The sequence below is a fragment of the Alkalicoccus saliphilus genome (assembly GCF_003044065.1).
Lineage (GTDB): Bacteria > Bacillota > Bacilli > Bacillales > Salisediminibacteriaceae > Alkalicoccus > Alkalicoccus saliphilus.
The window spans coordinates 21817-43063 of record NZ_PZJJ01000010.1; the positions used below are offsets into that span (position 1 = coordinate 21817).

22 protein-coding genes are annotated in these 21247 nt (G+C 42.3%); 3 read left to right on the forward strand and 19 right to left on the reverse strand.

Going from position 1 to position 21247, the window contains the following annotated elements; genetic code table 11:
• Positions 1-416: 416 nt before the first annotated feature.
• From C6Y45_RS07705 to C6Y45_RS07720, 4 genes are all read right to left on the reverse strand, one after another.
• On the reverse strand, positions 417-869 hold the full coding sequence (locus C6Y45_RS07705; protein ID WP_107584657.1) for a universal stress protein: 453 nt from the start codon (positions 867-869) through the stop codon (positions 417-419).
• Between the two features lie 422 nt (positions 870-1291).
• A complete protein-coding gene (locus tag C6Y45_RS07710) occupies positions 1292-1744 on the reverse strand; it encodes a universal stress protein (protein WP_107584658.1) in 453 nt (150 codons plus the stop codon).
• A 365-nt stretch (positions 1745-2109) separates the two neighbouring features.
• Complete coding sequence (locus C6Y45_RS07715) at positions 2110-2562, reverse strand: universal stress protein (protein ID WP_107584659.1); 453 nt, start codon at positions 2560-2562, stop codon at positions 2110-2112.
• 252 nt (positions 2563-2814) lie between these two features.
• The gene (locus C6Y45_RS07720; RefSeq protein WP_107584660.1) at positions 2815-3378 is read right to left on the reverse strand and encodes an NADPH-dependent FMN reductase; all 564 of its coding nucleotides are present in this window, start codon (positions 3376-3378) and stop codon (positions 2815-2817) included.
• A gap of 814 nt (positions 3379-4192) precedes the next feature.
• Between C6Y45_RS07720 and C6Y45_RS07730 the strand changes: the two genes are divergently transcribed.
• Positions 4193-5644, forward strand: coding sequence for a phospholipase D family protein (locus tag C6Y45_RS07730; RefSeq protein ID WP_107584662.1), 1452 nt, complete (start codon positions 4193-4195; stop codon positions 5642-5644).
• A 512-nt stretch (positions 5645-6156) separates the two neighbouring features.
• Here the strand turns inward: C6Y45_RS07730 and C6Y45_RS07735 are convergent.
• The 11 genes from C6Y45_RS07735 to C6Y45_RS07790 form a co-directional block, all read right to left on the reverse strand.
• Positions 6157-6357, reverse strand: a complete 201-nt coding sequence (locus tag C6Y45_RS07735; protein ID WP_107584663.1) for a hypothetical protein — start codon at positions 6355-6357, stop codon at positions 6157-6159.
• A gap of 131 nt (positions 6358-6488) precedes the next feature.
• Positions 6489-7154 (reverse strand): haloacid dehalogenase type II, encoded by a 666-nt coding sequence (locus C6Y45_RS07740; protein ID WP_107584664.1) that lies wholly within the window; start codon positions 7152-7154, stop codon positions 6489-6491.
• A 190-nt stretch (positions 7155-7344) separates the two neighbouring features.
• A complete protein-coding gene (locus C6Y45_RS07745; RefSeq protein WP_160058219.1) occupies positions 7345-7599 on the reverse strand; it encodes an SHOCT domain-containing protein in 255 nt (84 codons plus the stop codon).
• Between the two features lie 35 nt (positions 7600-7634).
• Complete coding sequence (egtD, locus tag C6Y45_RS07750) at positions 7635-8543, reverse strand: L-histidine N(alpha)-methyltransferase (protein ID WP_160058221.1); 909 nt, start codon at positions 8541-8543, stop codon at positions 7635-7637.
• 47 nt (positions 8544-8590) lie between these two features.
• Entirely contained in the window at positions 8591-9832 is a 1242-nt protein-coding gene (gene egtB / locus C6Y45_RS07755) for an ergothioneine biosynthesis protein EgtB (protein ID WP_107584667.1), read from the reverse strand.
• On the reverse strand, positions 9829-10695 hold the full coding sequence (locus C6Y45_RS07760) for an alpha/beta fold hydrolase (RefSeq protein WP_107584668.1): 867 nt from the start codon (positions 10693-10695) through the stop codon (positions 9829-9831). Before C6Y45_RS07760 ends, egtB begins: the two co-directional genes overlap by 4 nt.
• Before the next feature lie 226 nt (positions 10696-10921).
• The gene (locus tag C6Y45_RS07765) at positions 10922-11593 is read right to left on the reverse strand and encodes an isochorismatase family protein (RefSeq protein ID WP_107584669.1); all 672 of its coding nucleotides are present in this window, start codon (positions 11591-11593) and stop codon (positions 10922-10924) included.
• Positions 11594-11970: 377 nt separating this feature from the next.
• On the reverse strand, positions 11971-12444 hold the full coding sequence (locus C6Y45_RS07775; protein ID WP_160058225.1) for a glycine/sarcosine/betaine reductase selenoprotein B family protein: 474 nt from the start codon (positions 12442-12444) through the stop codon (positions 11971-11973).
• 32 nt (positions 12445-12476) lie between these two features.
• Positions 12477-13013 (reverse strand): hypothetical protein, encoded by a 537-nt coding sequence (locus C6Y45_RS07780; RefSeq protein ID WP_107584672.1) that lies wholly within the window; start codon positions 13011-13013, stop codon positions 12477-12479.
• A 284-nt stretch (positions 13014-13297) separates the two neighbouring features.
• Positions 13298-14407 carry an NAD(P)-binding domain-containing protein gene (locus C6Y45_RS07785; RefSeq protein WP_160058227.1) on the reverse strand — a complete coding sequence of 370 codons (1110 nt, stop codon included), beginning with the start codon at positions 14405-14407 and terminating at the stop codon, positions 13298-13300.
• Positions 14349-15395, reverse strand: a complete 1047-nt coding sequence (locus C6Y45_RS07790) for a prolipoprotein diacylglyceryl transferase (RefSeq protein ID WP_107584674.1) — start codon at positions 15393-15395, stop codon at positions 14349-14351. The genes C6Y45_RS07785 and C6Y45_RS07790 overlap by 59 nt, the downstream gene beginning before the upstream one ends.
• Positions 15396-15807: 412 nt before the next feature.
• On the opposite strand from C6Y45_RS07790, the gene C6Y45_RS07795 reads away from it, so the two are divergent.
• Positions 15808-17157, forward strand: coding sequence for a dihydrolipoyl dehydrogenase family protein (locus C6Y45_RS07795; RefSeq protein ID WP_107584675.1), 1350 nt, complete (start codon positions 15808-15810; stop codon positions 17155-17157).
• Positions 17158-17301: 144 nt separating this feature from the next.
• Here the strand turns inward: C6Y45_RS07795 and C6Y45_RS07800 are convergent, their stop codons facing one another.
• From C6Y45_RS07800 to C6Y45_RS07815, 4 genes are all read right to left on the reverse strand, one after another.
• Complete coding sequence (locus tag C6Y45_RS07800; RefSeq protein WP_245922611.1) at positions 17302-17772, reverse strand: tetratricopeptide repeat protein; 471 nt, start codon at positions 17770-17772, stop codon at positions 17302-17304.
• 171 nt (positions 17773-17943) lie between these two features.
• Positions 17944-18057 carry a peroxiredoxin family protein gene (locus C6Y45_RS18185; RefSeq protein WP_107584677.1) on the reverse strand — a complete coding sequence of 38 codons (114 nt, stop codon included), beginning with the start codon at positions 18055-18057 and terminating at the stop codon, positions 17944-17946.
• A gap of 138 nt (positions 18058-18195) precedes the next feature.
• Entirely contained in the window at positions 18196-18813 is a 618-nt protein-coding gene (locus tag C6Y45_RS07810; RefSeq protein WP_245922612.1) for a flavodoxin family protein, read from the reverse strand.
• A gap of 269 nt (positions 18814-19082) precedes the next feature.
• On the reverse strand, positions 19083-19523 hold the full coding sequence (locus tag C6Y45_RS07815) for an OsmC family protein (protein ID WP_107584679.1): 441 nt from the start codon (positions 19521-19523) through the stop codon (positions 19083-19085).
• A gap of 353 nt (positions 19524-19876) precedes the next feature.
• Here C6Y45_RS07815 and C6Y45_RS07820 point away from each other — a divergent pair, with 353 nt between their 5' ends.
• A complete protein-coding gene (locus C6Y45_RS07820) occupies positions 19877-20986 on the forward strand; it encodes an NADH:flavin oxidoreductase (protein WP_107584680.1) in 1110 nt (369 codons plus the stop codon).
• Positions 20987-21247 lie beyond the last annotated feature (261 nt).

A 21247-nucleotide genomic window follows, 5' to 3' on the forward strand; every position in this document is an offset into this window, starting at 1 on the left:
ACCGGGGGACAGACTCTCCCTATCAGCTGACGCTTTGCCTCCATCACTTGATATCCGATCAAAAAAAGAGAGCTCTCCGAGGAGAGAACTCTCTTTCACAGCTGCGTTTTACCCCAGCCTCATTTGTGCTTTATAAATTGTTTAGTTACTCCGCTCATCTGTAAATAAATCCGGCTTTTCATGGATAGAAATTTTATTCGGTAAGGTTTTAACCGGTTTACTAACAGCAAGTTTAGGACTGAACGGAGGAAGGGACAAAAAAAAAGGGAAGATATGCTTAAAGCAGATCTCCTCTCCCCTGGCAGGCAGCTTCTTATAACTTTTGGAAAATGCTAAGTAAGAAGTGATAAGTAACACAATCAAAGGGCTGACCCATCAAAAACATCGACGGGCCGGTCCTCTCTTTTCGTCAATTCCTAGTTATCTTTTGTCTCCGTACGTACGATCAGCACATCACAGGCGGCATGGCGGGTAATCTGTTCCGATACACTCCCTATAAGAAAGTGTTCCACGGCGTTTAACCCGGTGGCCCCGGCCACAATTAAATCCACGTGATGCTGTTTGGCCACATCTTTCGCAATTTTTACTTTTGGGGAACCGTGGTCGAGAATCTCCTTGACGTCCTTGACACCTTCTTTTTTAGCCAGCTCTTTATACTCATGCAGCATAGCGATGGCAGACTTCTCGTTATCCTGCAGAATCGTCTGGTTAAAGTGTCCCATAGTAACCGTCGTACGGGTCTCGATAATGTGAACTAAGAGCAGCCTTGCATTGTGATCTTTTGCCAACAAGATGGCTTTTCTGAACGCACGTTTCGATACGTCCGATCCGTCCACCGCAGCAAGAATCGTGTTATAACGAACTGTCATACGAATCTCCTCCTCGTAAGTGCAGATTATGTTCCAAACAGCAGTTACAGATACTTTATACTGTCAATTATCTCATGTTTTACCTTTGAAAACTATATAGATATATTCTAATAATTTACAATTTCAAAAAGAGGAGAATGATTATCCGTGATAACGAACAATTTTCTTTACGAAATCCTGCCGGCACAGTCGCTCGTCTTTATTCGCCTCGGTCCATCTCATGTTCACTGCAGCTGCTTGAGAAGTATTACTTTTTATCCTGCACGGTCTGTATTCTAATTTCCTATTAAAAAACCACAGCACTTTCTAACGGTATTCGTTCCAGCTGGTTGGATAATAAGTTCAATTTGTATTATAAACAAATCATGAAAGGACTCTCCCGCCGTTAATATCGACGGGAGAGCTCTCTTTTCCGTATATTTCTATTTATCTTCCGTCTCTGTACGTACGATCAGCACATCACAGGCCGCGTACCGGGTAATATGCTGTGCTACACTTCCTATGAGAAATTGTTCCACGGCGTTTGCACCGGCAGCTCCAGCTACAATTAAATCCACGTTATGCTTTTTAGCCACATCTTTTGCAATTTTCACTTTCGGGGAACCGTAGTCGAGAATCTCCGTGACTTCCTTGACCCCTTCCTTTTCAGCAAGCTCTTTATACTCATTCAGCATTTCCCTGGCATACGTGTCAGATTCGGGAAAAATCCTCTGGTAACCGTGCCCTGCAGCAATAGTTGTAAGGGACTCGATGATGTGAACTAAAAGCAGCTTTGCACCGTGGTCTTTTGCCAGTACGATGGCTTTTCGCAACGCTCGTTTCGATTCCTCCGATCCGTCCACCGCAGCAAGAATCGTATTATAACGAACTGTCATACTAATCTCCTCCTTGTAAGTGCAGATTGAGTGATAAACAGCAGTTTCAGATACCTTACACTATCGATTATCTCATGTTTTACCTTTGGAAACCATATAAATTAAGCCTAATAATTTACAATTTTAAAAAAAGCAGACAACTTACATCCGTGATAACGAACAATTTTCTGCCAGAAATCCTGCCGGTACTTACGTTTTTATGATCATTTAAGAACGTATGCCCGTAAAAACAGGAGCTTCTTTCTTCCTAATGAAGAACCCGCATCGCTTTTAACGTCCTGCGCGCCAGCTGCTTAGATAATTAGTTCAGTTTATAATCATGAAAGGGCTCTCCCACCGGTAATATCGATGGGAGAGCTTCATTGTTATTTATTCTCTGTCTCCGTACGCACGACCAGCACATCACAGGCGGCATGGCGGGTAATGTGCTCCGATACACTGCCCAGGAGAAAGTGTGCCACGGCGTTTAAACCGGTGGCCCCGGTTACAATTAAATCCACATTATGCTCTTTGGCTACATCTTTTGCAATTTTCACTTTGGGGGAGCCGTACTCGAGAATTTCCTTAACGTCCTTGACACCTTCTTTTTCAGCAAGCTCCTTATACTCGTTCAACATAGTAATAGCAAGATTCTCCACTTCAGGAAAAACAATCTCGCTGTAGTGTCCCCTGGCAGCAGTCGTTCTTGTTTCAATGACGTGAACTAAGAGCAGCTTTGCCTCGTGGTCTTTTGCCAATACGACGGCTTTTCGAAACGCTCGTTTCGATTCGTTCGATCCGTCCACTGCAACAAGAATCGTGCTATAACGAACTGTCATACGAATCTCCTCCTCGGAAGTGCAGATTACGTGTCAAACAGCAGTTTCAGATACGTTGTATCATCAATTATCTCATGTTTCTCGTATTGTAACCATACAAATTTTTCCTATCATAATTTAAAATGGTGGGCCTGCCCTATGAAAAATACAAAGCATAGAAACTGCACCTTTCTGCTCAATTCATGAATCTCACCAATAAAAAAAGAAAGAAGAAACCCGAACTTTCTCTGGCTGCTTCTTTCTAGACATTTCTTATTGGTTTCTCAATGGCTGAAGCGCATTTGTCCAAGCATTAACTTGATCCAGCATCGTATTAACCGCCTTTTCATGGACCTTTGCTGGTTTAAACTCTTTCCCCTTAACAAAATCCGTGAATAATGACATGGAAGGATGTGCCCGTACGGTTGCGACCTGAAGCTCTGCCATGATAATGCGAAGCGATTCCGCTGCGCGAACCCCGCCTGCAGTCCCATAGCTGACAATGCCAGCCGCTTTGTTGTTCCATTCGTAGTATAAATAGTCGATGGCGTTCTTCAGCGCAGACGTCACACCGCGGTTATATTCCGGACAAATGAAGACATAACCATCGAGTTCTGCCACCTTTTCACTCCACGGAATGGCTTCCTTCGTCTGATAATCCTGACCGTAAGCCGCTGAAACAGGTTCTGCGTACAGTGGCAGATTGTAATCTGCCAGATCCACGATTTCATATGCCGCGTCTCCTCGCTGGTCCGCAATGGCTTTTACCCATTGTGCCACCTGCAGACTGTTGCGTCCAGGCCGTGTGCTCCCCGTAATGATACCAATTTTTGTCATGAATATGATGCCTCCTTCTTTGCGAGTTTTTAACAATCTCAGCCTCTCACATCCAGCTGCAGCTTCATAATAAGAGAAGTGCCACTTAACTTTAACCAGGCATAAAGACAGGAATAGAAGGTTAATTCACGAAGAAATGGTGGAAAGATCAGTTTCAAGTTTTACTTTTTCCGCTTTACAAGACGAGTCTCAGCTTTAACTTTTACTTCCTCTGCTTTTATTCGGCCAGTCATCAAACATTCCATCTTGTTCATATTTGGAAAAACAGCGTCAGGAATTCCCCCCTGCTGCCCTGCTCCCTATCGAACCACTTATGTTTTAAATTCCAAAAGTAGAGCCGGAACCATTATCAGAAGAGCTGTAAGAATGGAATTCCACTCATTTTCATTACCATTAACACCCATAATTATCTGCTCTTTTATGTATAGTATATAACATATAGTCCCATTTTGTTACAGTTATTATCATACAGGCGTGATCATTATCCAATATAATACAATTAATATTTTGCTCTTCCTGTATATACTCGAAAAAAGGAGAGCATCCATGAAACAAAAATGCTGAATTTTTAGTAAGAGAAGAGCCACCATTCTTCCTTTCTCCACGGCAGGCGAAAAAATAAAAACTTTAAACCCTTCCTCCCCGCCTCCTGTACGCAAATTATTCACCTGAATGAATCATCAGCAGACGTGTAAAATAACTGTAATTTCTTTTTACCCTGGATAAATTTCACTGGCGCCCCTGCAGATAATTTATTTCAGTCGTTGAAATCTCCCTTGTATTAACAGCACCTGAACGAAAGGAGCAGTTAGTTATGAAAAAAAAGCTGTGGATCGCTGCCGCTGTTTTCGGCATATTATATTTTGGCGTTATTGTCTATCATCAGCTGAAACCTCTTCCGGAAAATGTAAGTTACGTTGGGGAGCCCCGGATGGTAGCAGAAGAAGAAATATCTTTTCTTTATGACCTTACTTATAAAAATGAAGAGGACGAAGAAGTGTATGAACAGGAAATTTTCGAAGAAATATTTGCTTTGATCGACGAAGCGGAGCACTTTTTAATCATAGATATGTTTTTAGTCAATGACTTTTCGACAGAAGATGGGAGTTTTCCGGAGCTGAGCCGGGAATTTACCGACCGCATTGAAGCAAGGCTGGAAGAAAATCCGGAGCTGAAAGTCGTATTTATTACCGACCCGATCAATACGACGTATTTTTCTCACGAATCAGAGCATATTGCTCCGCTGGAAGCAGCAGGAGCAGAAGTCATTTATACAGATTTAACCCGATTAAGAGATTCCAATTATCTTTATACCGGATTCTGGCGGATCGGCCTGCAGTGGTTTGGTCAGAGCGGCAGCGGCTGGCTCCCGAATGTGTTTGGAGAAGATGCCCCTGACGCCACACTTCGCTCTTACTTAAAGCTTGCGAATACAAAAGCAAACCACCGCAAAACCGTAGTGAGTGAAAATGCCGGCATTATTACGTCTGCCAATCCGCATGACGCAAGTGCTTATCATTCCAACATTGGCATCAAGGTGCAGGGAGAAACGCTTCGGGATATAGTGGAATCCGAAAAAGCAGTAGCCGCCTTTTCCGATGGCGATCTCAGCCGTTTTCCGACCGAAGAAGAGCTGGATGAGTGGATCGTAACGGGCGAAGAAGAAGACAGACCGGTGCAGACACAAATGATTACCGAAGGAAAAACGAAGCAGGCACTGCTTAAAGTTATTAATGCTTCAGAAGAAGGCGATACGATCTGGTGCGGCCTGTTTTACTTGTCCGACCGAGATATTATTGAAAACCTGTTACATTCTGCTTCCCGCGGTGTCACGGTGAATATTGTTTTAGACCCCAATCAGGACGCCTTCGGCCAGGACAAAATTGGTATACCCAACCTGCCGGTAGCGAGTGAACTGACAAGGCGCGGAGGAGAAAATATGAACGTCCGCTGGTATGATACGCAGGACGAACAGTATCACTCTAAAATTTTGTATGCAGACCGCGGAGAAGTAAGAAATGTCATTGCAGGCGCTGCAAACTTTACGAAACGGAATCTCGATGATTTTAATCTGGAAAGCAATATCAGCGTTACCGCTCCGGCGGATACGGACATTATGACGGACGTGGATGATTATTTTCACCGCATATGGAATAACGAGGATGCCGTTTTCACAGTCGCCTACGAGGGATATGCCCCCTCCCATCCTGCGTTTAAATACTTTCTTTACACACTGCAGAAAATCACCAGGTTCAGTACGTATTAGAGAGGCTGTGTTTTTATATAGTATAGTGAGGTCAGCTGCTTTAAAACAGGGATTTTCGAACATTGTGTATGATTTCCACTCCAGACGGATGCTTTCCGCAGGGCTCGTCTTCAACTAATTCTTCCAGGGCTGATCCCTGGAAGAATGGATTTTCAGACTTCGCTTTACCCCGCCGGAGTCACCGTCTGTCGTTTCAATCATTTGATTTTATATATGAATAGTTACATTATAAACGGACAACACGTTCGTAAAATAACTTAACAGTATATTATGAAATTGGTTCAAATGATTGATTATCCCGGTCATGAGAGTATACCGGTTTTTATAGATAAAAAAGAGAGAAGACTGATTCCGTCAGCCTTCTCTCTTATTAATGGTTCTGATAAGTTGGATTATGTTAACTCATTCGTTATTAAAATGCCAGAACGGGTATAAATCATATTTTTAATTGACTATTTTATACCGTGAAGGATGACTCAAGGAGTAACCTACTCCTTATTAAATGGACTTTTTCAACCGCCATCTATACAAGTGACAGAGGAGCTGCCAATCAAATCATTTAATTCTATAAGAAGAGAAGGCAGATCATCAGGTTCAATCAATATTTCTAATGGCTTATCACTTAAGGGGATAAGGTTTCTTTTGAAAATAAGTCGTGTCTCTTCCCAAACTTCAACAATGGCCCTTGGTGACATGTTTCCCTGGATGACCATATCCAGAAAACCTCCCTTTTTATTATAAAAATACGATAGCTCTTAAGCAAAGAATTTACCTTGTACATATTCGGTGTTGACATTCTCTTGGTATTTTCCCGTTTGTATCGTTTTTATCTAAGGATGCGATATTACCAAGTAGGCAAAGGATTCAGCGTTGAATATTCGTAATGAGGCGGCTGGTGAAGACCTTCCACCGGCTGAGCACTTCGATTAATCCAAGCCGTGGTAAACCCAAAAGCTTTAGCTCCGCTGATATCCCAGCCATTGCTGGACAAGAAGACAATGTCGCTCCTGGGCTCTTCTATTGTATCTAAAATAAGGTGGTAGGCTGCGGGTGTTGGCTTATATTGTTTCACCGTATCAACACTCAGAATATGATCTATATAATTGGTGATCTGTGCCTTTTTCAGTAACGGATGCAGCATCAGAGGGTCACCGTTACTAAAGATAATTAAAGTATGACCCTTTTCTTTCAAATGGCTCAGGACCTCCAGACTTTCGGGAAATAGTGAAAGCGACTGATAAGCCTCCAATAGCCGGTCTTCTTCTTTAAGCGATAAGGGACGACCATGTAAATCCGCCGCAAAGCGTAGGGCATCTCTTGTCACCTCAGAAAAAGGAGCGTATTTACCCATGGCTTGTCGTAAAAATGTGTATTGAATCTGCTTTTGCCGCCATGTTTCGCTGATAGATTCTCCTTTTCCTGGAAAATACGTTTCACATGCTTTTCCAATAGAATGAACATCAAATAGCGTGCCATACACATCAAAAACAAATGTTTTGTTCGTAGTCATTGACTTCCTCCTTCATAAATATCGCCGGTATCCTCTTTTAAACTTTATTATTAACTTCGTGTGTGTTCGTTTTGAAACGCTTCCTTACAAGCTCCGTATGATCATTATTCGTTTAAAACGAAGTATAGAATTTTAAGGGTAGTCGTGCTATATATTCATTTGGCTATATAAAGTCATAGGAGCCTTCTTTTTATTTGGAATCCATTTCTTCGATCATCATTTTTTTTCGGCGGTATTCCCGTTCTGTAATTTCTCCATTGGCATACCTTTCGTCAAGGATTTGCTTACCGGAACCGGTTATGTTGGTCGTATCCTGTTTATTGCTTCTTTGCGTTTTCTTACCAACCTTTGTTACTACATAAATTGTTAAAATGATTACTCCGACCACAAATACAATCCAAAGAATCATTCCAAGCATCATAGAACCATTCATCATACCACTCATCGCATGCATCCTTCTTTCACCCATCAGACTTTTTATTATTGAACGGCGTACAGCATACAAAACTGGTTGTTCTCATCCTCGCAAATCATGTCGGTTGTGAGTCCTGCTTTTTTTAGTAAGTTAACACCCTGATCCACGGAAAATTTATAAGAATTTTCGGTATGAATCGTTTCGTTCTTTCTAAACGTAAAGGTATCATTATCGAGGGAGACCTGCTGAACCGTGTTACTTACTAAGTGCATTTCGATTCTTCCTGCTTCTTCATTATAGAAGGCTACGTGTTCAAACTTGGAAAGATCGAAATTCATAGCCAATTCCTTGTTCATCCTTCTTAGTACATTCTTATTGAAAGATTCCGTGATCCCTTCGGAATCGTTGTAAGCAGCTTCCAATACCTGCTTGTCTTTCTTCAAATCTATTCCTAATAAAAACCCATCCCCTTCCCTCATATGAGAAGCTGCTTTTTGAAGAAAATCCTCTTGTTCCTTTAGAGAAAAATTCCCTAAAGTAGAACCGAAAAAAGTGAAGACACGCTTGGCGTTCTGAAAGTGATCAAGAAAAGACATGGAAACCCCGTAGTCTGCTCGTACGCCTTTGATGGAAAGATCAGGAAAAGAGATTCTCATTTCTTTTAGTGTCTGCTCCAGGGCTGCCGTAGAAATATCGACTGGTACATAAGCCGTGATGTTTGATAAAGCACCGAAAAGCAGCTGGACTTTTTCTTCATTTCCACAGCCGAAATCAATAATCGTGCAGTGCTCCCCCATTTTTAATGCTAAATCTTGACGATGTCGGCTCAGGATTTGTTTTTCTGCTGTTGTAAGGTAATACTCGGGTAGTTTCGTAATCTCATTAAATAGGTGGCTTCCCTTTTTATCATAGAATAACTTTGGCGGCAGAACCTTTTGCGTCTGAGATAGACCAAAACTCACTTCCTCTTTCATCGATGTAAGGGACGGATGAAAGTCGATGATTTCATACGTTGCTTGTCTCATATTTGACCTCCATTTTTAGCCAGACGAAAGCCTGTGCACTGCCAGCGTTTATCTGCCGGGAAAAAATTCCGATACGTAGGTCGTATATGCCCCGAAGGTGTATAAGCCGAACCTCCCCGCAGAACCATCTGGTTACTCATGAATTTCATGTTATATTCCCCGAGTGCGCCATCGGGACGGGCACTTTGAGGATAGGAAGTATAAGGGCTTGCTGTCCATTCCCAAACATGTCCTGTCGCAAGAGGTAGATTCGTTACTTTACCTTCCAGTGTTTCTTCAAGCGTTGTCCCTTCCTTCATGTCTTTCCCAAGTGCAATTTCCCACTCTGCTTCCGATGGCAGTCTCGCGGAAGCCCACCTGGCGTATGCATCTGCTTCATAAAAGCTTACATGCTGTACTGGTCTGTTCATAGGTATCCTTTTTCTTCCCCCTAACGTATAAAGGGTACCTTCTACCTCATTCCAGTAAAGGGGGGCTTCCCATTGTTGTTCCTGGACGATCTTCCATCCATCGGAAAGCCAGTATTCCGGCTTTTTATACCCGCCATCTTCAATAAATGTTAAGAATTCTTTGTTTGTGACAGGTCTATTGGCTAGTTGAAAGTCGTAGAGATACTGGTAGTGACTGGGCCGTTCATTATCAAAGGAAAAATGATGGTTGTTCGTTCCAATCGATACCAATCCTTCCCCATAAGTGAGCCACTGAAACTTTTCAATTGGCCCCTTCCCATGCTCTATTGCTTCTTTTTTAAAAATCGGTTCCTGAGGATTAATGGATAAATTGTATTTAATATCGGTGAGAAGCAGCTCCTGATGCTGCTGTTCATGCTGGATACCCAGCTCCATTAAATGCTGCAGTTCATCTGTTATTACTGCACTTTCCAGAAGATCTTTCATTCTTTCGTTTATTATTGCGCGGTAGTTATAGATGTCGTCTACGGTCGGCCGGGAAATTAATCCTCTCTGATCACGTGGAAACGGTTTACTTAACGTTTCGTAGTAGGAATTAAATAGTTTCCTGGCATCTTTTAAGTAAAATTCATAATTTGCAATCCATTTCGATAAAATAAACTCTTCGAAAAACCATGTCGTATGCGCAAGATGCCACTTTGCAGGACTCACCTCTTCTACTGCCTGCAACACGTAGTCCTCCCGTTCGAGCGGAGCTGTGATTTTTTCAGAAAGTTCCCTCATCACTGCAAATCTTTCCTGAAGATCCCCGGAAGCTAAAAGTTTCATATTTCCTCCTTTATAAACTTTTTAATTTCTGCTGCAAACTCTTCCGGCGCCTCCTGAGGTAACCAGTGAGAAGCGTGATCTATTCTTACGAGTTGTCCCTTCGGCAGATCTTTTTCCAGCTCTTCTCCCGTTTCTACAGGCTGCCAAGGATCTTTGGTTCCCCATAATAGAAGAACATCATGCTGAATATTCGGAAGTTTATGCGTAAAAGAAGTAGTTTCATTTGTATTCAATGCAGAAGCATTTCGAACGAGACTCACTTTGCCTTCTTCATGTAAGTAAGGCTCCATAATCCCCTTTAAAAAGGTGCTCGTCAGCTGCTCCTGATGCGAAAACATGTCTTTATATCCGTTTGAAAGAAAGTCTTCTATTTCCTGAGAAGTTTTATTTTTACCCGATGGATGCCCCATCATCAGCATGTCTTCAATCGGCCAGGAGTCGTAAGCCACGGTATTGGAGAGAACGAGTTTATTTATTCGTTCCTGCTCATTGAGTGCAAGGAGTAACCCGACTCCGCCTCCGATGTCATGAGCAACAAGATGTATCTGCTCCAATTCAAGTTTTTCCATCAATCTCACGACCAATTTTGCCTGGACATGCAGGGAGCGGTCGAAGCGGTCACGCTGATCGGAAAAGCCGTAGCCAAGCAGATCCGGTGAAATCACCCGGTATTCTTTCTCTAACTCTGGAATAACCGCTTGATATAAATAGGACCATGTAGGAATTCCGTGCAGCAGCATGATAACAGGACCCGATCCCACATCTGTATAATTCACTTTTACCGGTTCATCTACAATTCCATCCAATGTTACTGATTGCTGGCGCTGCTTGAATTCTTCCGCTGTCATTGTCTTATTAGTCATTTTGTTTCCTCCTCTTAAGATAATCTTCTTTATTTCTACCGTTATAGAAAAAGGAGAAGCAGTTACTCAAGAGAGCGCTTCCCCTTTTTTAATGATTAAAGCTTATGGAACATTAACCCATTAGGAAAATACCGTAATTCTTCCTGCCATAATGCAGGTAGCTACCCTTCTAAAGAACACATAAATGAACTCGTGTTCTTTTAGGAATTGTTAACTATTTATGCGTTTAGGAAGAAGCAATTTTTTCTATCGCTTCTTCTGTAGTCCACATAGCATTCGCAATCATTCGAAAATTAATCATTGCCGCTGCATACGCATCCATGTCCGGCAGTTTGGCTGCTGCCGTAGCATCGGTGACTACAGCTACTTCAAAGCCCTGCTCTAAAAATTCTCTCATATGTGATTCCAGACAGAGATTTGCTGACATACCTGCAAGAATGACCCGCTGAATGCCGTGTTTTCTAAGCTGTAATATTAAATCGTTGTTCTCTGGTCCGTAAATCTTATGAGGACTTGCGATCACCGTTTCTCCATCTTCTATATAAGGTTTCAGCACATTTAAAAAATCTGCACCCGATTCCCGAAACTCCTCCATTGTCAGAGGACCTTTCCGGTCGTACATTCCGCCGCTGTGCATCATTTCTTCCAACGGTGCAGCAAATTTCCAATCGTGATCATAAGGATAATAATAATGGGGGGAAATAAAGCACTTCATTTTTTGCGCTTTTGCAGCTTTTAACAGTTTCTCCAAATTTTCAATCGTATTATTTTCTTTCACACTTTCTTCTACAAGCTTCCAGGCAACCCCGTCTTCCCGTAAGAAGTCATTTTGTGGATCTGTAAGCACCACAGCGGTGTTTGAAAGGTTGACATCCATTTTGCCTTCTGGTAGAGCCATGATAAAACCTCCTTTTTCTATTATCTTTCACTTTACCCTTTTTATTCCTTATATAACTGTAAGTCAGCTTACATTCCCATGATTGCGGTATTATTATCTTTTCCAAAGAATCAATCCCGTTTCCACCGATATGGTAACGAATAGATCTTTTCCTGGCTGGACGTTTCTGCCGCATGTAACATCTCCAGTACTATTTTTTGCTGTAAATCCTTTCTGCCCGGTTCACCGAAAGTACTCCCCAGCGGAAATTTAATATGCAGCGCTCTTGGGGCATGGACAAGGGTGGTCAGATCCGGGAAATGTGTCATGGAGACCGTGACGATTCCAGACTTTTCTACTTCTTTTTGTATCAATCCGACCGATTGATGACAGATATATCAGCCGGGGGAAAGTAATAATACATCTACTTCCTCTTCTTTCAGCTGCTTTAAAATAATCGGAACACTTTCTTTTAATAATTTTCTCGTGCGGGGGATATATCCCATCATGCCGATAAACGTAGGCGCCAGTGTCCCAATTGCGCCTTTTCTTGAAAGCTCCTGCAGTGCTTCAATAGGAAATACGGTATTTACATCTTCTTGCGCATTTTTCGTATTATAGTGAGTATGAGAAACAGTCAAATCGGCATGTTGGGACGAAGAAGGGATGAATCGTACGCTCCAGTCGCCTGCTTTCACGTTGAATTTTTTTTCTTCTTTTAAATGTATGCCTGCGGTAGTTAAAAAGGCTACTTTCCATTCAGAACGGGGTTTTTGAATGGCAGCCAGCGGAGAAACGATTTCTGTTCCGTGTTTTTCGATGGCTTTTTTAGCAAAATATTGCGAAAGTCGATCTTTGATTTTAGTAATCATTTTCATTCTCTCCCTTTAGTTATTTGATGTATTTAACCAAATATATACGGATTGGTAATCCAAAGAACCGTAGGCAGACTTTTTGGCAATTCGTGCATCCATTGATGAACAGCTCTTCCTGTATGGATCGGATCGAGTCTGATAGATGTTGCTTGATAAAAAGAGTTTATTGTCTTTTCTACTTCCTCCCCTGATCCAGCGGGATGCAGAATTTCCACGTTACTTGTTTTTTTCCACTTCCACTCCATACGATGCTTTCCCAGCGGATCTCCTGTATAGACGGCAGTAAATTGATGTTCTCCAGAGACAGTATTCGCCCCCTCGACCAGACCTTGCAGCATTTCCCCTGAAGCCACTGGTAAAAGGTGATGAACCAGCCCGGACGTTTTCCTGCTGATCTGACGTTCACACTCATGGAAGGCTTCTATGAAAGGATTCGGGTCCTCATTCGTGGATCCGCCTATTCCAAGAAAATAGGTGGTTAAGTCGTTTCGCCTCCGGTATTTCTCCCGTTTTATAAGCTGAAACAAAAAAGCATCTGTTTTAACAAAAATTCCTTCTTTATTCATATAGTGACGCCTGTTCTTCTCTTGATACTTCGTCACAGGGGCCCTTCGCTCCAGAAATATCCATTCTTTTATATGGGGATAACTACTCTGCATTTTCGAAAGAACCAGAAAGGTATGAGAACCTGGATCAGAAAGCGCAACGATTCTTTCAGCATCGGGTCTTCTATCGAGAAAAGCTCGAAACCTCCGTACTTTATTACCTCCTGCTGGTTTTTGAAGATCTTCTCGCATAGCATAAATGGTGGAGTGCGTCCCCAAATCAAGAGAGACTAACGGACTGCTCTTCATAATACTTTTCCCAGTCTGTGGGTGACGTGGCGTGCCCCCATTAGAAATCGCTGGGCAGGTCCGTAGGAAGGTTCCACAATTCCGCCTACAAAATAGAGGCCCGGAAGACTCGATTCAAAGTTGTAATTAATCGCAGGTATACCGTCGTTTGTATCGACATTTTTCCTGATTTCTTCTCCTAAAAAAGAAAGGTTCTCCAGATCATAACGATACCCTGTGGCTGCGAGTATCAAATCAAACTTTGTCTGCAGGGTCCGGGAGTATGCCTGTGTTGATTCGCTCGAAAGATCTAATGCTTCTGCTTCACTGCATAAAAGGGTTACGTTGTCTTTAGAAAGCACCTTCATCATATCCGGCGTAATGGTTGTTTCAACAAACTTTCTGCCCAGACTTTTTTTGAACACTTTAGGTAAGAAATAAAAATAAGGAGATAACAATAAAGCAGCTTTAAAAAGCGGTTTCGGTAAATTGATTGGCTCCGAGTAGAAAATAGGAGATTTCCTCATCACCCATGTTACCCGGTTTGTTTTTGAAAAATGTTCGGCTGCTTCGGCTGCTGATTGGCCGCCTCCAATGAGCAGTATATCTTTGGCTTCCACTGATAAGTGGTCTCCAACATCCCAACTGTGAATAACAGGTACATTATTTTTTAAATTGTCCGGTACTACTTTATGATTTTCAATACCTGTTGCCACGATGACGGAATGGCTCTCTAACAATTCACCCGACTCTGTCCGGCAGACGAACGAACGAGTGGTTTTTTGCACATCGACCACTTTTTCTTTCTTAATTGGAAAGGGGAGTTTTTCCAGCACATCCCGCAGGTAATCTCTATACAATTCAGAGGGCAGACGATCTTTTAAAATTTTCTTTGCCTGCTTTGGTTCATGCCTGTAAATAAATTTTGTTAAATCAAATGCTTTGTCTTTAGAATATATCTCGCTGCTGTGCCTGTCTGAGCGTATAGCCATCTTCGGCATCGTATGTTTCATCCATAAATCGAAAGGCTGGCCGATTATTTCAAATGAAATATCTTTTCGCCACAATTCATAGGCGAGACTTATTCCGTAAGGGCCTGCTCCGATAATAATCACTTTTTTCTTCAACTGTGTTCGCCTCCCTATTTGTAAACGGCAACGTTCCTAATTTCTTTCCATGAATTCCATAACTTATAAAAACAACGATCCCAATACTGCCTATTACAACTGCCATTCCTATGTTTTGAAAATAATACGAGAAAAAAGAAGGGATAAAAGTGTTCTCGCGGGGAGATAGAGCATAAAAATTAGCATCGATATAAGGCCCTGCAATTCCTAATATCCCCCCGCAAACGATGGCTATTAAAGCAAAACGATACGTGATCCAGTTACGCGCATGGTGAATATAAATGTCATAGCGGAAATATTCAAATACTATACGGGACATTCCGTGATAAATGAAAAAGAAAACCACGAGGACCCCATGAGGGAGACCGGTCGTCGAAAGTAAAACAACGATCGTTAAAGCTGCGACCGCATTCATGCCCGCTTTGTATAATTGAGCCGGGTGTACCGGCTTTCCTTTCAGATGCGGATGAATTCTGAGTATTTTGGAATCTTGATTCTGGTAGTCGAACCCTATAGGAAGATGTGTTTCTTTTCCAAAACAGCATCCGTAGTTGAAACAACCGATACGTCCAAAGACTTGTCCGGCTAACGTACCTAAAGCAAGTCCATCCCATATGATGCTGGTTGGTATACTGGTGATAAGGGCAAATATGATCGACCATAGAAACGCACCTGCAATGCCTCCCTGAAGATAAAAACACGTTTCCTTAAGGTATTTTAAAGGGTTTTCCCAGAACTTTCTTCCTAAAGAAATCAAGTGCATGGCCCGGGCGCCCAGCCACACAAAAACTAGAGAAAGGGGCAGAAGCCATAGTTCTAGCAAGCCTGGTGGATACCCATTCCAATGTATGTAGAATAGGAAAACAGATAGAATGGTCATCGCATTTAACGAGGCAAATACGCCAAAACCTACAACATGAAAATGTTGACCTTTATAAAGAACAGGATGATTTTGGAGCCAACTAAGAGGCTTTTGGAGCAAAGACATTCTTCTTCCCCTCCCTTTTACTTACAATCTATATTAAGTAAGATGCTCTCTTTATTATGTAAGCTGGGTTACATTATGTTGACTGCATCACGATATATATTATAAAAAGGGGTATATCGTTTTATTCATTTCTTTAAAAAGGTAATGCTTTATGAAATAAATAGGTATCTGGACCTCCGCTTCCTTTATGAACACAAAATGAAGGTAGATGAAATTTGTAGAGAACGGTTACTTAAATTAATAACTTTAAAAATTGATTTAATTATTATTTGATTCAAAGGAAAATTTAAATGACCACCAAGCAAAATTGCACCTGTTTTTACTATCAATATAGATTGGAAACAAAGTACATGGTATATTTCAGCGTGCGTAATGGAAAGGAGAATAAAATAAGTAATGAGGAGGGAAACATATGATGAAAGACTACGACTTGATTGTGATCGGCAGTGGAACTGCAGGTTCTGTAACAGCGATGAAATGTAACAAAGCAGGGTGGAAAGTAGCGATGGTTGACGAGCTTCCTTTTGGCGGTACTTGTGCATTAAGAGGCTGTGATCCCAAGAAAGTGCTGGTCGGAATCACAGAGTATATAGATGGTGTCCAACGCCTACAGAACGCTGGAGTAAAAGGAGCCGTTCAAATACACTGGAATGAGTTAATGCAGTTTAAAAAAACATTTACTGACAATGTTCCCGATAGGAGAAATAAAAATTTACAGAAGCAAGGGATCGATACGTATCATGGTCACGCTTCCTTTATTGAGCAGAACAAGCTTCAAGTAAATCAGGAAACGTTAAAAGGAACGTATATTTTAATCGCTGTCGGAGCAAGTCCGGTAAAGCTGCCTATTAAAGGAAGCGAGTATTTTACTTACAGTGACGAATTCTTGGAATTGGAAGAGTTACCAAAGAACCTCCTTTTTATCGGAGGCGGATACATTTCTTTTGAGTTTGCTCATCTTGCCAGAAGATCCGGTGCAAATGTCCAAATCCTTCATCGAGGGGCACGTCCTTTAAAAGAATTTGATAAAGATTTAGTGAACAAATTAGTTGACTATTCAAGAGGAATTGGGATCGATTTACATCTTCAAACAGAAGTGAAAGAAATTCAAAAAACAACGACAGGATACAGGGTGATCGGAAACCAAGGAAAGGAAACTAAAGAATTTAAAGCCGACCTTATTATTCATGGCGCTGGCAGGAAGCCAAATACCGATGGGTTAAACCTAGAAAACGCGGGGATCAAAGCAGGGATAGATGGAATAGAAGTCAATGAGTATCTACAAAGCATCAGCAACCCTCATGTTTATGCCGCTGGTGATGTGACAGCTACCAAAGGGAAACCTCTTACTCCTGTGGCAGGAATGGAATCCCACATCGTTGCGTCTAATCTCTTGAAAGGAAATTCCCGCCCCATTACGGAACAGGTAATGCCCACTACCGTGTTCACGCTTCCTAAATTAGCATCTGTCGGGCTATCAGAAGAAGAAGCCTCTCTCCAAAATATTGACTACAAACTCAACCACATTGATGTGACTAACTGGTTTACGTATAAGCGAACCAATCAACCTGTCGCTTTCGCAAAAATTTTGGTAGATCAAACAAATGACATTGTGATTGGAGCGCATTTGCTCAGTCACGAAGCTGATGAGTTAATTAATCATTTTGCGACAGCCATTCAATTTCGTTTGCCAGCCAAAGAGGTCAAAAAGATGCTGTACGCGTACCCAACCACTGCCTCAGATATCACCTATCTCTTATAGGATCCATAATCTATGTATTGAAAGCCACCTCTTATTTGTTCCTTTAATCTAAAAACCACCGGAGAACAACTTATCCTCCAGTGGTTTTTTCTATTGAAATCTGCTATTCTTCTGTTTTGTTATTGATGCTACGGAGTTCCTTACTTAGCTTCCAGGAAGAAAGCAGCCATCCGGCCCGCAGACCAGTCCCTGGCTTCTATGAAGATCTTCCTGCTTTTTTTCTTTTTGAAGCTGCTCCTGCTGCCAGTCAAAATCAATTTCAGAAACGAATTTTTCCGGGAAACGGATCTGCCAGCGCTGTTTCCGTATCGTAAAATTATCCGGGTCCAATAGAATAGCATCGTCCAGCTCTTTCAACGCTTCCGTGTCTCTCTTTTGTCTGGCGTACTCCATCCCTAGTTTGTATTTTGTCTGGGCCAGCTGAAGTTCAAGACCTGTTTCCTGGCTGCCATTATGACTTTTATCAAAAGTCACCGTTTCTACTTCCCCGCTGATCAACTGTTCCACCGCTTTGACATCCGCAGGGTCTGCCACATCGAATCCTTCTTTGAGCAGTCGAATCGTACCTTCTTCATCCATAAATATTCCATTAGGGATTTTTTTGAACTGAAACAAATTTACTAGTTGATTGTTTTCATCTATTACCGTAGGAAAAGTCGTTTCTTTTACGAAAGGCTTTACGGTCCCGGGACCCTGGCCATCGACCGCTACGGATAAAATTTCGAAATTCTCCCCTTTTTTTCTATCATATAGCTGCTGCCACCCTGGCAGCTGTCCTCTGCATCGTCACCAGGAAGCCCACATAAAAATTAACGTCTTTTTACCGCGAAAATCATGCAGAGAGACGGTATTTCCTTCTAAATCAGTTAAGGTGATATTTTCAATTTTGTCGAGCAACATTCGTATTCCTCCTCGTATATTATATTTATAAATTCTAAAGAGCTCATCAATTTCACGTTCCTTCAGGCATTTTGCCAGTGCGTTTTTAAAGAAAGAGACGTTTTAAGGTTTTCCCTGCATTTCCCGCATTTATCTTCTTTACTCTCCTGTATTCCCTTCTGCAGGAATCGGGTTTTCTTTCAGCATACGGGCAAAGTGAACGAGGTTGTGGGCCATCATTTTGGTATTTTTGATCGTGAAGGCGTTGTCCTGCCCGGTTTCCAGGTAAGACGGCCCCGGCCCTGCTTCTCCTACCCAGTAGGCGTCCACATTCGGCGGAACGGTGAAGCCGATATGGGAAAGCCCGTACAGAATCGATTTTGCTGATTCTTTCGCTCCGTCTTCATTCCCCGTTACGACGGCCCCTCCCACCTTATTGTAATAAATCGCCTGTCCCTCGCTGTTCTTTTCTCCGCTGGAGGCATATAACCGTTCCATCGCAAGCGTTGAGACACTGCTTTTTTCTCCGATCCAAATGGGCGTGGCGACGATTAAAATATCAGCCGCCAGCACCTTTTTCATGATTTGCGGCCACTCATCCCCCTCCCCCATGTCCGGTGCCATACCGGGAAGGATACGGTAGTCCGCTAAACGAATTTCTTCTGTTTCCACCCCCAGGTGAGTAAACCATTCCGTTGCTTTGTGAAGCAGGCCCGATGTGTGGGAAGGCTCGCTGCTGTTCTTTAGGGATCCGTTCAAATACAGCGCTTTTACCATGTCCTTCATCTCGCTTTCTGTATTATTTTTTATATGACTCCATTTTATAATAGAAGGTTATTCTGTAAAAAACAAACAACGACCATGACATCCGTGTCAGACAGACTCCTTATCCTTCAGGAGCCGCCGTCTTTCCCAGCGGTCCTCTTTGTATACGAACCTTTATATTATTATTTGCAGAAGGTTTATTAAGATACGTTGCAACATAGAGATTCATATAAGTAGACAAAGCTCCCACAGAACTTTTTTCTGTGAGAGCTGGTTTTTTATTACGCACGGGTCCACGTTGCCGTAATAGGAATATTAGCGGCTTCAAATGTCGTATAGACCGGACATCTCGCGTCCGTTTTCTGTTTTAGCTCCTGGATTCGTTCCTCTGATTCTGACGTGCTCACACTTGCTTGAATCTGCACATCATAAAAGTACGGCGTGACGCCTTCCTGCCCCATCAGACCGCGAGGGTCCAGTTCGCCGGACACTTCGAAATCGATGCCCTGGAGATCAAATTCCATTTCCTTTGCGACCATATTGGCGATCACATTTTCACAGCCAGCAAGCGAAGCAAGCATATTGGAAAGCGGATCCTGACCTTTATCCGCGCCTCCCATTTCTGCCGGCTCGTCAATAATTATCGTGTGGTTTTTAGCCTGCAGTTCAGCAGTCATATTTTTTGCTTTTCCTGATACTTCAAATCTCATTTTTTCGCTCATGATTTGGCCTCCTATATAGTAGATTACTTCTTTATTATAAGTGTTTACCGACATTTGTTATGTAACATGGCTTACATTAAAAACAGCTCAGTTCAAGCAAAATGAACAAAGTCAGTGGGATAAGGTCTCTCCTAGAGAATCAGATAGGTTGAATAGGAGAAAACAGGCGATTATACTAGGCTAGGCGTTAACTTAAGTTCTTCTGTTAAACGTGTACAGCACGATAGAATCATTGTATAACTGCAGATAATAGATTTTCCTGCACAAAAGAAAGAAATAACATTGCTCCTATGTTTCCAAAAGGATGTAACCTTCTTCAAATTTCGACCACTTTTCGAAAAGGATGATGAGACATGAATCAAAAAGTATTATTTACACCTTCCCAAATTAAAAATAAAACATTGGCTAACCGATTCGTCGTTGCACCAATGACACGAATCAGTGCTGAAAGGGATGGCCAGGCCAACGAAACGATGCAGCACTATTACGAACGCTACGCCAAATGCGGCTACAGCGCGGTCATTTCTGAAGGAATTTATTTGGATGAAAGCTACAGCCAAGGATATAATAATCAGCCGGGACTTGCGAATGATGCCCATACTGAAGCTTGGAAACCTGTTGTAAGAGCCGTTCAAGACAACGGATCCCTGATGATTGCTCAATTGATGCACGCGGGCGGCCAGAGTCAGGGAAACATTTATACCGGGGAAACAATCGCCCCATCCTCTGCCGCTCCTAAAGGAGAACAGCTCAGTTTTTACGGAGGTTCAGGCCCTTTCCAAACTCCTAAAGCTGCTGAGATGGAAGATTTACAGCAGATAAAAGCAGCCTTCGTTCAAAGCGCGCTTCGGGCAAAAGAAGCAGGTTTTGACGGCGTTGAACTTCACGGAGCCAATGGCTACCTGCTGGATCAATTTTTGACCGATTATTTGAATGACAGAAAAGATGCTTATGGTGGTTCCATCGAAAACCGGCTGCGCCTCATACTCGAAATCATTGAAGAGGTACGAGAAGTCGTAGGGGAAAGCTATATCATCGGCATTCGAATGTCCCAAATAAAGGTGACAGATTCAGAGCACAAATGGGCGGGTGGAGAGAAAGACGCGAAAATTATTTTTTCTGCGCTTGGTAATACTTCACTTAATTATGTTCACGTTACGGACGGGGACGGTTCTGCTCCAGCATTTGGAGAGAACAGCCGCACGCTTGCCGATGCAGCAAAAACTTATGGAAAACTGCAGGTAATTGCAAACGGCGGGCTTGGTACTCCGGAAAAAGCTGCAGCAGTCATTGAAAATAACGAGGCAGACTTTGTCTCCCTCGGCACCAGTGCTCTTGCCAATCCGGACCTTCCTAACAGAGTTGAAAAAGAAAAACACCTACAGGAATTTGATTTTGAAAACACTCTTCTTCCTCAAGCGGAAATCAAGGAACATGAACTGAATCAGACGATAGTAAAATAACAAAAGAAAAGGCTGTTCATATTTCCAAGAGCAGCCTTTTCTTATGACATTCAAGCTTTTATAAAAAGCTTTCTTTCAAGTAATGAATACTTACTTTTACCCTTTTTCAAGCTCTGATGTAAGACATATCCTGCTCACGATGAATCCATCGGAATTCCCTCTCCCCCTGCCTGATTATTGCTACTATTTCCATACCGCCAGGACCCATTCATGTAATATTATACCTTATATCAAAATCACCTATTATTTCTGCAATCACAT